Consider the following 14174-nt stretch of genomic DNA (forward strand, 5'->3'; position numbering starts at 1 on the left):
TGGCGCTCGCCTAGCATCCGGAGAATCACCTGGTGACATTAACAGCATTCCTGAAAGCATTTCGAGAATGAAACCAGGCCTGGCGACCTTTGCAGCCAACTCTTTCGCGAGTCACAGCCAGAAACACCACAGGTAACAACCAAGACGAGAAGTAAGGACCTCAATTCGGAATTCATCTTGATTTTCTGCTTACTTCGGACTTTCCAACTTGTGTCGCCATCATATCGCTCAACACGTGGCTGACATACTGCTGTTGGTAGGTGAGTTGCACCTTCTTGTATTCCATCAACTTGGGGTCGATTGAGGATCGATCTGACAGTCAGAACTGAAAAACCTGGCAACTGTCAGATCAGACCCGCCTTCTACACAATGCGTTAAATCGTAAGTACCGAACGAAATTTCGCCTTGCTCATATTCAGGAAGACTTCCTCTGCGTCTTCAAGCGGATAGGTTTCAATCATTGCTCGCACCCCCTTGAGCGCCGCAAATGCCATAGTTTCCTCGCTGTCTTTGGCATTGCCACTATACCAACCAGCGATACTACGCCGACCAAATACCAGTAAGTCAGGGGAAACACCCAGAGGCTGATGGTCGGTCGCTACAAACACAAGACGACCATTAGGCTTGAGACCCAAGGTCAGATCCACCTGTGCTGCGCCTGATCCTACCGTTGAGAGCACTACTGTCGCTCCACCTAAACGTGCCAGGGCCTCCCCTGCACTCCCCTCAGTACTGTCGATGTATTCGTCAGCTCCAAGCTTGCGGGCCAGGGCTTCCTTGGCGCGACCACGGCTCACCGCTACCGTGCGGAACCCCATTTTATTCGCAAACTGAACGGCAAGATGGCCTAACCCTCCCACGCCATGAATCGCAACTGTATCGCCCGGACGAGCGCCAGAATGACGTAACGCGTTGAATGTTGTAATACCCGCACACATCAGCGGAGCAGCCTCAGCAAAAGACAGCACATTGGGAATCCGCGCTAGAGCATCTTGCGGTACCACCATATATTCGGCATACCCTCCATCGTAACTCGCCCCCACGATCATACGGTCGATGCAGTTGGTGAAGTCGCCCTGACGGCAATACTCACAGTTAGAACAACTCCCCCCGTGCCAGCCAACTCCCACACGGTCTCCAGGTTTCCAGGTCGTCACTTCGGCGCCTACCGAGTCGATCTCACCGGCCACTTCATGCCCGGGTACTCGGGGATAAGTCACACCCAGCATGCCCATTCGAGCAATATTTTCCCCAGCACAGACGCCACACGCATGTACTTTGACCCTAACCTGTCGTGGACCAGGTACGGGTACGGGAACCTGGGACACGACGAAAGTTCCACCTACCTCTACGGCCTGTACCGCCTTCATTAGCATTGTCTCAGTCATTACACACCTCCCAATTAGAGGGCAATAGAAACCGGATGCGGTTTCGTTTGCCCGATTCAGTTGCTTGAGCCGCCATTCATCAGAATCTCTTCACCGGTAATGAAGAACGATTGGTCGCTGGCGAGAAATTCCGCGATATCAGCGACATCTTGTGCCTTTGCGAGCCTCCCAATCGGGATCGTCTCGAGCAAACTCTTTTTGTAAGGATCGTCGTCACCGACTCCGGTGAAGATGCCGGCGCCGTCGATCGGGCCAGGGACAAGTGAATTGACGGTGACTTTGCGATGACCGATTTCCTGGGCTAACACCCGCACGAGATATTTCGGCGCGGATTTGCTAGTCCCGTAAAGACCAAGTCCCGGTTGCGGGCGCGATGTCGAGCTGGAGGCAATATTGATGATTCGGCCGCCATCAGCGATGTGGCGAGCTGCAGCCTGCATGACGAAGTAGGGGCCCTTGGTGTTAACGCGAAAGAGTAGATCAAAGTCCTCCTCGGTCACGTCGACCACCTGAATGTTGACCTTTTCTATGCCCGCGTTGGCCACGACAATATCGATTTTGCCGAATGCCCTGAGCCCGGCCTGAAACAACGCTTCAATTTCAACAACGTTGGACACATCTGCTTGTACGCTGATCGCCTTGACACCTTCAGCTATCGCCGCAGCCACTACTTCATCAGCAGGTGCTTTGTCTCTCGAGTAATTGATCACGACATTGGCACCGCGTTCGGCCAGGCGTAGCGCAATGGCGCGCCCGAGCCCTTTGGACGACCCCGTGACTATTGCAACTTTTCCTTGCAAATTCATGACTGCATACTCCTGTTAATTAACTGCGTTGAATAAAACTGGAGGCGTGGGGTATGTGAGTGTATTCGACGAAGTCGTCGATCACGGTCATCCTGTTTACAGCTAGATAGTCCTCTATGTCTGAAGATTAAGTGTAATTAATCGGACCTCAATGGAAAGCCCATAAAATCCAGACAAACAATCCAGGAAAAACATCCAATCCCTTGCGGATACTGCTTGTACAGCTTGGCAACCGTTTCTGACTTCGAGGCGTCAAGCTCTATGACCTCAACTTGATAGGCTGGTTGATAGATCGCTTTATTCGAAGTGGCAAACCTCTCCGTGTTTGTTCGTCTCTGAACATCAGAATCAGCAAGTGTCTATCGGTCTGGATAACGGCCACGGCGACTGACACTCCTCCTGCACATATATAGATGAGACGACCACATCGGTCCGACCACCCTCCAGGACTTCAACTTCGATACAAATATTGCGCCCTTGCATAGCGCCTCCGACATTGGCGAAGTACTGGAGGTCAAGCTGATGACCGGCCATAGTTATAACGTGGAGGTGGTCAGTAACTTCATTCTGCCCAATCTGATCAAGGCCGAGGCAAAGTCCGCGCCGCGAGTGGCGGATGCTGAACGAACATGAGCGGATCAGAGCGAATCCGGAGACTCAAGAGATGGCAGCATCAACACCTCAAACCATTCGATGAACGCATTGAGCCGACGCGAGCGTTGGCGTCGATGTGGGTACAACAGCGAGACAGGCATCGACGCGGCCCGAAACTCGGGCATGACTTCCACCAGTTGCCTGGAATCGAGCAGGTGCTGCACATCGAACCGGGGGATCTGAATCAACCCCATTCCCGCCATGCAGCAGGCGATATAGCTCTCGGCGTTATTGACGATCACCCAGCTGGGTACAGCCACCTCATGGGTTTTGCCATCGCTTACATACTCCCAAGGTAGCTCACGACCGTTATTCGGCGAGGCATACCCTACCGAGAAATGCCCATGTGTCAGGTCTCCCGGCTCCTTCGGGGTGCCATGCTGGCGAAGATAATCAACGGAGGCACAGTTGATCAGCGCGATATGCCCGATCGTCCGGGCGAACAGACTGCTGTCGAGCAGATGGCCAACGCGGACGACGCAGTCGACCCCTTCCTGCACCAGATCGATAGCACGATCTGTGGAGCCCAAGGCGAGCTGCAGCTCTGGATAGCTGCGCTTGAGAGTCGGCAGGGCCGGTGCGATCAGCCTTCGGGCAATACGGCTGGGAACATTGATGTTCAAGCGTCCAGAGACCTGGTGTTGATGCAGCTGAAACAGCCGCTGGATGTCGTCAGCATCCGCCAGTAGCCGTCGTACCCGCTCCAGCAACTGAGTGCCATCGGCGGTCAATTGCACCCGTCGTGTCGTTCGATGCAATAGCCGTACGCCCAGATCTGTCTCCAACTCCTGAATAGCGGCAGATACCGAAGCCCGCGGCAATTCGAGCATGTGGGCCGCCTTGATGAAGCTGCCCATTTCGGAAACCTGGATGAAAATACGGTACTGGATAAGCTTGTCCATAATAATGCCTAACCGGCGAAGCCCCCCTCCTCCAGAAAACGCTTTTCCTCAGGCGTACTCTCGCGTCCGAGCAGCCGATTGCGATGGGGGAAACGAGCAAATCGGCGGATGACATCCCGATGCCCTTCGGCATGGGCGAGCCAGGGTTGCCCCAATCGAGTATTGAGCAGGACCGAAAAATCCTGGTCGACGAGGTCCTCGGAATGGGCAAAGGGCAGGCAGAAGAACAGCCTCAGGTCAGCATCGACCGCCTCCATATGCCCCGCTGCCTGCGCCAGGCGGGCGACATGTCGGGCCAGGGTGTCCGTTGCGTACATGTCCGCGGTGCCGCGAAAGGCGTTGCGCGGAAACTGGTCGAGCAGGATCAGCAGCGCCAGCGCGCCCTCGGGGGTATCCAGCCAAGCGTCGCGTTCACCGCGAACCACCGACCGATGCAGGTCGAGAAAACGCTCGCGAAAGCGTCGGTCGAACGCTGGGTCCTTGGCGAACCACTGACTGGCGCCCGCCTCCCGCCAGAACCGGACGACGGCAGTTGCCTGCGTGTCGATGATAGAGGCCATGATCATCGGTCCTTGGCGACCGCATTGCCCAGGATCATGGACTTGCCGGCATAAATACCACCCGCTACTTCCAGCGCCAGGCGCTCGGCGTCCTTGCGGCGTAGATCGGCGGCAATCTCCTCGGCCCCATCGGGTGTCGCGCCCAGCACCTTCGATGCCTCTTGCCCAAAGGTCATGGCCGACTCGAAGGTGACGCGGATCTGGTAATCCACATCGGCGTTGATCAGTTCGATAGCGTGCTCCCGGTCGAGTGCGCGTGCCAGCACACGGGCATGGGGGAACCGGGTCTTGGCATACTCGACGATTCGCGTGGCGGCCTTGCGGTCGTCGACGCATACCAGGATGGCGCGGGCGTGGTGCGCCCCGGCGGCATGCAATATGTCGGGGTAGGTGCCGTCGCCGTAGTACACCTTGAAGCCGAAATCCTTGGCGTCGCGTATAACCTGAGGCTGGTTGTCGATGATGGAGATATCGGCGCCCATCGCCAGCACATGCTGACTCACGATCTGCCCAAAACGGCCAAAGCCGATGATCAGCACGCTGCCGGCCAGATTCTCCGGCGCCTGCGTGCCTTCCAGGGAGGCTCCGTGCTTGGGTCCCCAACGCCGGTAGACGATGACCACCAACGGCGTCAGTGCCATGGAGAGCACGACCACGGCAGTCATGTTGGCGTTGACCTGCGGGGCTATCACCCCACTGGCCAAGGCGGCGCCAAAGAGCACAAAGGCGAACTCACCGCCCTGGGCCATCAGCACGGCCCGGTCCATGGCATCGGCGTGGGAACTCCTCGTCAGCCGCGCCAGGCTGTAGATACACAGTGACTTGACGGCCATCATCGCCAGCACGCCGGCGACGATGAGCGGCCAATTGCGTGCGACCACCGTCAAGTCCAGCGACATCCCGACGCCCAGGAAGAACAGCCCCAGCAGCAAACCACGGAAGGGTTCGATATCCGCCTCGAGCTGGTGACGGAAAGTCGACTCCGACAACAGCACCCCGGCGAGGAAGGCCCCCATGGCCATGGACAGACCGCCCAGTTGCATCAACAGTGCCGCGCCCAGCACCACCAGCAATGCGGCCGCGGTCATTACCTCGCGCGCCCTGGAGTTGGCCAGGATGTAAAACAACGGGTTGAGCAGCCAGGTCCCCACGGCGACCAGCGCCGCGAGTGAACCGGCCGCGATGCCGATACTGGCCCAGCGCGAGTCGGCAACCGGCGCAGAAGGATCGAGAGGGGCGATAAACGCCACCAGCGCCAACAGCGGTACGATCAACAGGTCTTCGAAAAGCAGTATCGCCACGATTTTCTGCCCGCGTGCTGCGGCAATGTCGCCACGCTCGCCCAACAACTGCATGACGATGGCGGTGGACGTAAGCACAAAGCCCATCGCGCTGACGAAAGACACCGCCAGCGGAAAACCGAACGCCAACCCTACCCCGGTCAGCAACACACCGCAGGTCAGTGTCTGCAGAGTGCCCAGGCCGAAGATGTCGCGCCGCATGCTCCACAGATGAGAGGGGCGCATTTCCAGCCCGATGACAAAGAGAAACATCACCACCCCTAGCTCGGCGGTGTGCAAGATGGTCTGCGGGTCGTTGAACAGGCCCAGCCCGAAGGGACCGATCACCAGCCCCGCCGCCAGATAGCCCAGTACGGAGCCCAAGCCCAGGCGTTTGAACAGGGGCACTGCCACCACCGCCGCCCCCAGCAAGGTCACGACCTTGACCAGATCACCCGCGCTGCCCTCTACCGACATAAATGAATCTCCCGTATCCAAGGCATGTCAGGCACGGGCGAACTGCCAGAGAGCAATGCCCGCGGCCAGGGTAGGCATGGCGAAGACCAGTAACAGGATAGGCAACTCTTGGCGCACGCTATAACCCGCGTAGGTGACACCCACCCACATATTGATGCCTGCCATCAGAAGCCAGAAAGGGACAAAGGCCTTGGTCGCTAGAGCCATGCCCAGGCTGTCCCCGCCCCAAAGCCAGCCGAACAGAATAAACACCAACAGAAGGAGCAGACCTCCCGCCATGACCATCAGTACATGCATGTCCAACCTCCTGGTTCGCGCAACGTCAGGCTGGGCAAAACGCCCTGCCCCGACAAGCCTCGCGCAATAAGCAAAAAACGCTGTTGCGCCTCGCGGGCACAGGCGAAAATACCGATGTTGAGAAGCCACAAACCGCCCATGCATCGGGTGCGCTGTCCTGCATGGGCAATCGAAAGGGAGCCGCGGCGCTTCGCGTAGAATCGCCCCCCTGCAAGACTGTGCCCTACCGCAGGAACCGCGACGACAGCCCCATAGGCGTACAGCTCTGTTGCAGTCAAGCGAAACCATCTGGTTCAGGTCGCGTGCAAGCAGACCACCCAAGACCCTGGCCTCACTACCGGCGAGAAATACAATTGCTCCAGTGACAGAATGGCGACCATGGGAAATATCCGCCCTGCCTGCTGGATAGCGTTGAAGTCTAGGTAAGAGGGACTGACAGATAAACTCGCCCAATCTGGATAGACAATCCCAAAATTCCGCCCAGTTCAAACTGCCTTTTTCATAAAAGACAACAACTTGATGTCAGCCATCATGTCATCGAGCATTTTTCTGTTTGGCTATCGGCCACCGTGCCCACCACTGCGCACAGTAATCAGCGGTGACATGCTGTACTCGCCGATCCAGACTCCATTTTGGCAATGGAGGACGCTTTCGGGATGACAACCAAGCTACGCCCTTCCTCGTATAATCCGCATTCTCGAATTCGACCCTCCTTGCACAAGGTGATCTGATGACGAACGAAGAGCTGCAGGCGATCGGTGACTACGTAATGCCGGAGATACCGGCCACCCGTTCCGATCTGGCGTTGATCTTTGGCACGCGGCACGGCGTCGAAGAGTTCTGTGCGGAGATCGCTACCCTGTGGCACGCTCAGATGTTTCTGCGGGCTATCGTCTCGGGCGGCCAAACTGGAGAATTCTCCACCATCGAGGCGCACGTCATCGCGAGCCGGCTGATGGAACTCGGCATTCCGGAGACCGCCCTCCTCATAGAGCCCACAGCCACGAACACCGGCGAGAACGTTCGCTTTGCGCGTGCGCTGGCGCAATCGCAACTTGCTCCCGAAGAGCGGCGCAGCGTCCTTGTCGTCGGCAAGGTTTGCTCGGCACGGCGATACCTGATGACGCTGCGGCGCCACTGGCCCGCACCCTCGATAAGTGCGCGGTGGATCAATTATTTCTGCGTCGACAAATCCAGTTGGCATCAAGACCCTGAGTTCTACGCGCGAGTGCTGGGTGAGTATCGAAAGATTCCTGGCTACATCGACAGCGGACTCCTGCGGGAGCTTGAAGAGCTTGGGCCGTATCCAGCAATTCCTGGTTCAAGCCTGGATCGCATCGATCCAGCGAAATCGAATCCGCCGACAACAGAGCCGGGGTCCGTCATCTGACAGAAATACTTGTCGACATCTTGGCATCACCGACTGGCGTGCAGGCAGCACGATGCCCTGAAAAGACGCAGCTCGCGGCGGAGAACACCCTCGCAACTTCCTGCAAGATAGGAAGGTCAAGTTGGTAGTGACAATAAGGCCGTGCCAGTGATGGACCTCTTGCACGCCTGGATGATCGCCCAGAGCCAGTTCGTACACGGCGGCTCGATTATTAGCAAAGCGCTGGATTACAGTCTCAAATGCTACGAACTTATTAAAATCGTTTAACCCATTACCCTTCATGTCGATCCAGCGGGCAAGTGATCTTGCCAAGTCGCTACCCTCATAGATGGGAGCCGGTTTAAGTGTGGGGGACCGGATGTTCGGAGGCATACTTTCATTGTTCAGAAATCAAGGATTGTCTATCCATAAATGACTAGCTTATTTTTAAATTCGAACGTTTTAAAGTAAGCGATATCTCCTGCCTTCAGGGGCAGGCCATGTAGCAGGCTACTCGATCAAAAGTGAAATTGTTTTCATCGACGGGTGAACAGAAAGCAGGTGGATTGATTCCTCGCGACTTGGCACAACAGGGAAGCACACTAGTGATTCACTGCAACAGCGCATCGAGTAAAAGCGATCCAGGTACGACTATTTGTTGAGTATCAAAGCCTTGGATGCCGAAGTGGTATCCCAGGCAAAACCTGCTCTATCGTCACCTCATGCTTTGGCGCTTTGTAGGCACTTCTATTGTCTTACAGTTACCTGGTCATCACCCGTTGATTCCGAGTTGCAGGCACATGCTTGGCTTTAATACCACCACGTTACCCGCTCGAGAAACAGGCCGTAGGGTGCCTACTTCTACTATATCCGCGCCACTCTTGCCACCGGCATCATCGCTACAGCCGTAGGTGAGATTGCTCCATATTTTTCCGTCCAATAAAGAGGGAATATCATGGCTAAGATTAAAGTTAATGGAGATTGGCGAGAAGTTGATGCCTCGAATGGTCGTCCTCTTTTATGGGCATTACGTGAAGACTTGCAACTCACGGGAACCAAGTTTGGTTGCGGTGCGGCGCTGTGCGGTGCCTGCACCGTGCTTCTCGATGGCATACCCGTTAGATCCTGCGTGACGCCTGCCGAAGTTGTGACAGGCAGGTCCATCACCACCATCGAAGCGATGGGGAGTTCTAATATTGGCAAGCGTGTGCAGAAGGCATGGACGGACCTCAATGTCCCCCAATGCGGTTACTGTCAATCGGGTCAAGTAATGGCCGCGGTGGCATTACTTACACAAATACCGAAGCCCACCGACACGGATATTGATCAGGCCATGTCAGGCAACATCTGTCGATGTGGGATGTACCCGCGTATTCGGGCAGCCATTCACCAGATTGCGGAGAGCCTGGCATGAAGCGCATTCTGGATACCTTTGAAACGAAGCACTCTGCCTCAGCCACAGGCCTTAGTCGGCGACATTTTCTTCAATTAAGCGCAATTGCCGGTGGCGGGATCATGGTGGGTTTTCATTTACCCGAAGTGATGGCAGGTACCCCTGTACAGATGCCCCATAAAACCGTGCAGCCTAATGCTTTTGTACGTATCACTGCTGACAACTGGATCACGGTAATTGTGGGTCATACCGAAATGGGGCAAGGCGTCACAACCATAATCCCAATGCTGGTTGCCGAGGAAATGGACGCTGATTGGCAACGTGTGCGTTGGGAGCAGGCACCCACGGCACCCGCCTATCAGAACCCTCTAATGCATCAGCAACTTACGGGTGGCAGCCTGACGACAATCGCCCAATACGAGCCTCAGCGTAAAGCCGGTGCCGCTGTCCGCGAAGTGATGCTAGCTGCCGCCGCAAAGCGCTGGCACGTCGATGTGTCATCACTGCGTACCGACACCGGCCGCGTGATCCACGACGCGAGCGATCGTAGCGCCACTTACGGTGAGCTAGCAGTCGATGCCGTGGGTATTGAGCCGCCAGCAAATCCAAAGCTCAGGGACCCGAAGAACTTCAAGATCATCGGCAAATCACTCCGCCGTATCGACGCCATGACCAAGGTCGACGGTTCGGGCAAGTTTGGCATGGATGCTTATGTACCTGGCATGCTCATCGCGGTGCTCGCGCGCCCGCCGCTTTTCGGTGGCAAAATCTCACACGTCGACGCAACAGTGGCCAAGGCTATGCCCAATGTCGTCGGTGTCTATGAAACGCCGCAGGGGGTCGCTGTGGTGGCCAAGGATTTCTGGTCGGCAAAGCGAGCTCGTGATGCCCTCGTTCTGATGTATAGCGATGTGAATGGCGAGCGCGTTTCGACGGATGAACAGCGCATTATGTATCGTCATCTGATGTCACTTGAAGGAACGGTGGCACGTAGCACTGGCGATATAGAATTGGCACAACGGAGCGCCGCGAAAACATTCACCGCCGACTACTGGTTTCCTTACCTCACTCACGCGCCGATGGAGCCACTCAATGCCACCATCGATTATCGCGGAGGAAACACTGCTGAAGTCTGGATGAGCACGCAATGGCCCGAAGGTGACCAACATGCGGCGGCCTCGGTACTTGGGCTGAAACCGGAGCAGGTAAAACTCAATACCCTGTTGACCGGCGGTGGATTTGGTCGACGCTCTTCGCTCGGTTTCGACGTCATCATTGCGGCCGCGCACATCGCCAAGGCAGTTCGTCGGCCGGTCAAGATGATCTGGACACGCGATCAAGATATCCAGGGCGGTTATTATCGTCCCAGTGCCTACCATCGGCTCAGTGCGACTCTTGACTCTCAGGGCGCTATTACCTCTTGGACCAACCGTATCGCCGTGCAGTCGATCGGTACGGGCACAGTGATGGAACGCTTCATTGTCAAAAACGGCATTGACTCGCTCTCGGTTGAAGGAGCTGAAGATATTCCTTACGCCATCCCGAATCTGCGAGTCGACTTGCACACGCCACGCTTCCAGGTTCCCGTATTGTGGATGCGCTCAGTGGGGCACTCGCATACAGCCTTCGCCGTTGAGCACTTTCTTGAAGAGATTGCGCATGGGATAGGCAAGGATCCTTACCAAATGCGTCGTGAACTGCTGCAAGAAAAGCCGCGTCACCTCGCCACACTCGATGCAGTGGCCAAGTTGGCCAATTGGTCGACGCAACCGAAAGCAGGCGTATTCAGAGGCATTGTGGTCCACGAGTCATACGGTAGTTTTGTAGGGACCGTGGTCGAGGCTAGCGTCACAACTGATCAAATGCTTACCGTGCATAAGGTGTACTCCGTCATTGACTGCGGCGTGGCGGTTAATCCCGACCTGGTCAAGGCGCAGATGGAGTCGAGCATTGCTTTTGGTCTCTCGTCAGCGCTGTACGGCGAAATTACCCTGAACAAAGGCGAGGTACAGCAGGGCAACTACGATGACTATCCAGTCGTCCGCATGAGTCAGATGCCGCAGATCGAAACGATGGTAGTAGAAAGCGCCGAGTCTCCCGGTGGCGCTGGGGAGCCTGGCGTTGCTGGCGTGGCTCCAGCGCTGGCCAACGCAATCCTATGGGCGACCGGGCAGCCAGTACGATCGCTACCGCTACGCCATTCCTTTCGTGTTGTCTAAGGTAACCTGACATGTACATCACAAGAGCGACGATTCTGCGGCTGTCTGCCGCGCTGAGTATTATGTCATTCGACGCACAGGCTCAGGAGCCCAACGCTTATCAATTGTTCGACCCAGTCGTGAGCGTCTTACAAAGCCCCCGCTGTATGAACTGCCATCAGAGTGCACGGCCGACCCAAAAAGATTCGATGATTGCTCATATCCAGAATGTAGTGCGTGGCACGGCAGGTCTGGGAGCACCGACGATGCAATGTATTGCCTGCCATCAAGAGAAGAACACTGCCGACGGCAAGGTGCCAGGTGCTCGCGGGTGGCATATGCCACCGTTGCCTATGGTCTGGGAGGGGCTGACCAGTGCGCAGATATGCCATCAAATGCAGGACCCCAAACGCAATGGCAATCGTAAAACACCCGAAGAAGTCATCGAACATATGAGAACCGATCCGCTGGTGCTATGGGCTTGGGATCCCGGTGCAGGTCGATCCACGCCAAGCATCACACACGATCAGTTTATCGAGCGATTGGAGCTCTGGGCCAAGGCTGGGATGCCATGCCCGGACGAACAAGCAGCGGCACGCTGAGCGTGCCACCACTAACGGGTCCGCAGCTTCCCCTGGGTCAAGTTTTTTGACGGGGACTTAGCCTCCAAAAAGCCAATGCCCCCTGCCCAGTGGGATCAGTGTAGAACGTAGTGTTTCTAGTCCAATGGGCCGCGGAGCGCCGGGGAGGCGGTTTTTTAGGATTTCGATATCCCGGTCTTTCTGCTTGAGCAGGGCCTGGAGCCGCTGAATTCCCCGCTGGTCAGCCGTGATGGCTTTGACCCCTACCTGACGGAACGTCTGCGATAGGGCCGGGGGTATCGGTAGTGGACCGTCGTCGACGGCACCGGCCGTTGGCTATTCAACGTCGGAAAAGCTCATTTGGCTCATGCACTGCTGATGAGCCCTTGCATTCCAGCTCGTCAGATGCCCCCAAATCATGCATTTGCAAGTATGATGGCATAATATGCCAACATTCAAACATGATTATTTTTCCTGATCTGGAGCCAACCATGGCGACTCGAAACGTAGTTCTCACCCCTCACCAGGAACAGGTTATCCAGGATCTGGTGCAGTCCGGCCGTTATCAGAATGCCAGCGAAGTGATGCGCGAAGGCTTGCGGCTATTGGAACAGCGCATCGCCGAAGACACCGCCAAAATCGAGGCCCTGCGTCAGGCGACCTCGATCGGCATCATGGATCTTGAGCACGGGCGCTTCACGCAGTTGAACGAAGGGGATCTGGAGCACTACCTCGAGGGTTTGAGCCTGGAGGCAACCCTGCCCGCGCGTGAGAAACACTGAGCATGCCGCAGTATCGGATTTCCAACGCGGCGCGCGCCGACATTGTCGACATCCTCAGGCTCTCCCAGACGCAGTTCGGCGATCAAGCACGCCAGCGCTACCAGGCGCTGATCCTCGTGGCACTGCAAGCGATTGCCGACACACCTTATCGCATTGGCAGCCACGACCGCGATGAGCTTGCACCGGGCCTTCGCAGCTATCACCTCATCTATTCACGCCAGCAGGCCAAACACCCTCATGGGACGGTCAAAAGCCCACGCCATATCGTGTTTTATCGCGTGGCAAGCGACGACGTGATCGAGGTCGTCAGACTCCTTCATGACGCCATGGAAGTGCAACTGCACCTGCCCAACGACTGATCACCGACCTGGCCCAACGGCTTAACTGGCCGTGAACAGCGAAGGTAAGGCGCCCGCCTCTACATCGCAACCTGGGCGCCCTCGCTGCCAGCCGACTTGGTGGCCAATTGAAGCGGGAGGTTCTGGGTCCAACCGGACTATCGAGACCCACGACCAAAAACGCGATGTTCAACTTTGCATACCACTTTCAATGCTGAACAACCGCTTCTTAGGCCGTTTTCCGCGACTAGGCGCCTGGTATTACGCTCCAGCTGTCGATGGACACGCAGATCGATGCTCCTAGCGACCAGCGCCCTGGCAACATCACGCAGAGCACGAGCATCTCGTAAGCTAATTTCAGGATAGGTACCGAGAGAAATACGGGGTTGCTTATCCGCCCAGGAAAAGCGGAAGTGCCAGCACTTTGTGCCTTTCGTATTCACGAAAAGAGCGAGGCCGTTGTAATCAGGGAGGATGTAGTCCTTTGCACGGGGTTTGGCGTGTCGGACCGCGGTATCGGTGAGGGCCATCGTACAATCTCCACCTCATTTGGGTGAAGGAGATTTGTACGGTTTCCGGTGAGGTGAGTCCCCTGAAAAAGTGATCTACCCAGCGCCGGATTAATGTACTAAAAAATCGTGGCTAGTCATGGTATCGAGTAGAACTTACCGGAAACAAAAAAAGAGGCCGAAGCCTCTTTTTTCAGTTTCTGCAGACTTCAATAGAAGCCTGTAGAACAATAATTGGAGCGGGAAACGAGATTCGCATCTGGTGTCCGACCCATTGAAATCTAAGGGTTTTCTCTTCTTGCCGAAACAGGAAGAGACTCAATTCTGGACTTGTTTTCAGGGAGCATCAAGCGCAGCAAAGCATAGAAGAAGTGAGTGTCGGGAACGGTTCGAACAATCAGGTATCGGGCTGTTGCTTCTGTTCGGTAGTGCCTGTTGCGGAGGAACCGTTGTTTTTGGTCTGGGCTGTCAAAGTCTTCTGCGCGGCTTCAGCGTGGGCCTGCGCATGGCTGGCCTGGAACGCCTCCCAACGGGCGCGGGCCCGGTCAGAGCCGTCTTCGGCAACGGCGGCGATAGAAGTAACGGACAATAAGCAGGCAATGACAAGGGTGGAGCGTTTCATCGAATCAATCTCCTGAGG

General features: G+C 56.3%; 13 protein-coding genes and 1 pseudogene. 6 read left to right on the plus strand and 8 right to left on the minus strand.

The annotated features are described in order from the left end of the window. Positions 1–374 precede the first annotated feature (374 nt). From AC07Y9_RS21795 to AC07Y9_RS21820, 6 genes are all read right to left on the minus strand, one after another. The gene (locus AC07Y9_RS21795; RefSeq protein ID WP_102680392.1) at positions 375–1388 is read right to left on the minus strand and encodes an alcohol dehydrogenase catalytic domain-containing protein; all 1014 of its coding nucleotides are present in this window, start codon (positions 1386–1388) and stop codon (positions 375–377) included. A 56-nt stretch (positions 1389–1444) separates the two neighbouring features. Then, positions 1445–2194: a glucose 1-dehydrogenase gene (locus AC07Y9_RS21800; RefSeq protein ID WP_009044397.1), complete on the minus strand. Its 750-nt coding sequence runs from the start codon at positions 2192–2194 to the stop codon at positions 1445–1447. A gap of 638 nt (positions 2195–2832) precedes the next feature. Then, positions 2833–3750 carry a LysR family transcriptional regulator gene (locus tag AC07Y9_RS21805; protein ID WP_102680393.1) on the minus strand — a complete coding sequence of 306 codons (918 nt, stop codon included), beginning with the start codon at positions 3748–3750 and terminating at the stop codon, positions 2833–2835. 8 nt (positions 3751–3758) lie between these two features. Next, positions 3759–4316: a DUF924 family protein gene (locus tag AC07Y9_RS21810; RefSeq protein ID WP_085534361.1), complete on the minus strand. Its 558-nt coding sequence runs from the start codon at positions 4314–4316 to the stop codon at positions 3759–3761. Then, complete coding sequence (locus AC07Y9_RS21815; protein ID WP_102680394.1) at positions 4313–6067, minus strand: monovalent cation:proton antiporter-2 (CPA2) family protein; 1755 nt, start codon at positions 6065–6067, stop codon at positions 4313–4315. The genes AC07Y9_RS21810 and AC07Y9_RS21815 overlap by 4 nt, the downstream gene beginning before the upstream one ends. A 27-nt stretch (positions 6068–6094) precedes the next feature. Then, entirely contained in the window at positions 6095–6364 is a 270-nt protein-coding gene (locus AC07Y9_RS21820; RefSeq protein ID WP_053262084.1) for a hypothetical protein, read from the minus strand. 730 nt (positions 6365–7094) lie between these two features. On the opposite strand from AC07Y9_RS21820, the gene AC07Y9_RS21825 reads away from it, so the two are divergent. From AC07Y9_RS21825 to AC07Y9_RS21850, 6 genes are all read left to right on the plus strand, one after another. After that, on the plus strand, positions 7095–7754 hold the full coding sequence (locus AC07Y9_RS21825; RefSeq protein WP_087092260.1) for a YdcF family protein: 660 nt from the start codon (positions 7095–7097) through the stop codon (positions 7752–7754). Between the two features lie 934 nt (positions 7755–8688). After that, positions 8689–9147, plus strand: coding sequence for a (2Fe-2S)-binding protein (locus AC07Y9_RS21830; protein WP_009044404.1), 459 nt, complete (start codon positions 8689–8691; stop codon positions 9145–9147). Next, complete coding sequence (locus AC07Y9_RS21835; protein WP_102680395.1) at positions 9144–11345, plus strand: xanthine dehydrogenase family protein molybdopterin-binding subunit; 2202 nt, start codon at positions 9144–9146, stop codon at positions 11343–11345. Before AC07Y9_RS21830 ends, AC07Y9_RS21835 begins: the two co-directional genes overlap by 4 nt. Before the next feature lie 11 nt (positions 11346–11356). Then, positions 11357–11926 (plus strand): hypothetical protein, encoded by a 570-nt coding sequence (locus tag AC07Y9_RS21840; RefSeq protein WP_009044406.1) that lies wholly within the window; start codon positions 11357–11359, stop codon positions 11924–11926. Positions 11927–12396: 470 nt separating this feature from the next. After that, positions 12397–12687, plus strand: a complete 291-nt coding sequence (locus tag AC07Y9_RS21845) for a type II toxin-antitoxin system ParD family antitoxin (protein ID WP_087092263.1) — start codon at positions 12397–12399, stop codon at positions 12685–12687. A gap of 2 nt (positions 12688–12689) precedes the next feature. Further along, positions 12690–13046 carry a type II toxin-antitoxin system RelE/ParE family toxin gene (locus AC07Y9_RS21850; RefSeq protein ID WP_102680396.1) on the plus strand — a complete coding sequence of 119 codons (357 nt, stop codon included), beginning with the start codon at positions 12690–12692 and terminating at the stop codon, positions 13044–13046. A 236-nt stretch (positions 13047–13282) separates the two neighbouring features. Here AC07Y9_RS21850 and AC07Y9_RS21855 read toward each other — a convergent pair. Both AC07Y9_RS21855 and AC07Y9_RS21860 read right to left on the minus strand, forming a co-directional pair. After that, a pseudogene (locus AC07Y9_RS21855) lies at positions 13283–13555 on the minus strand (Arm DNA-binding domain-containing protein); the annotation flags it as partial. A gap of 376 nt (positions 13556–13931) precedes the next feature. Then, positions 13932–14156, minus strand: a complete 225-nt coding sequence (locus AC07Y9_RS21860) for a hypothetical protein (protein ID WP_102680397.1) — start codon at positions 14154–14156, stop codon at positions 13932–13934. Positions 14157–14174 lie beyond the last annotated feature (18 nt).

The organism is Pseudomonas sp. GW456-L12, assembly GCF_059424045.1.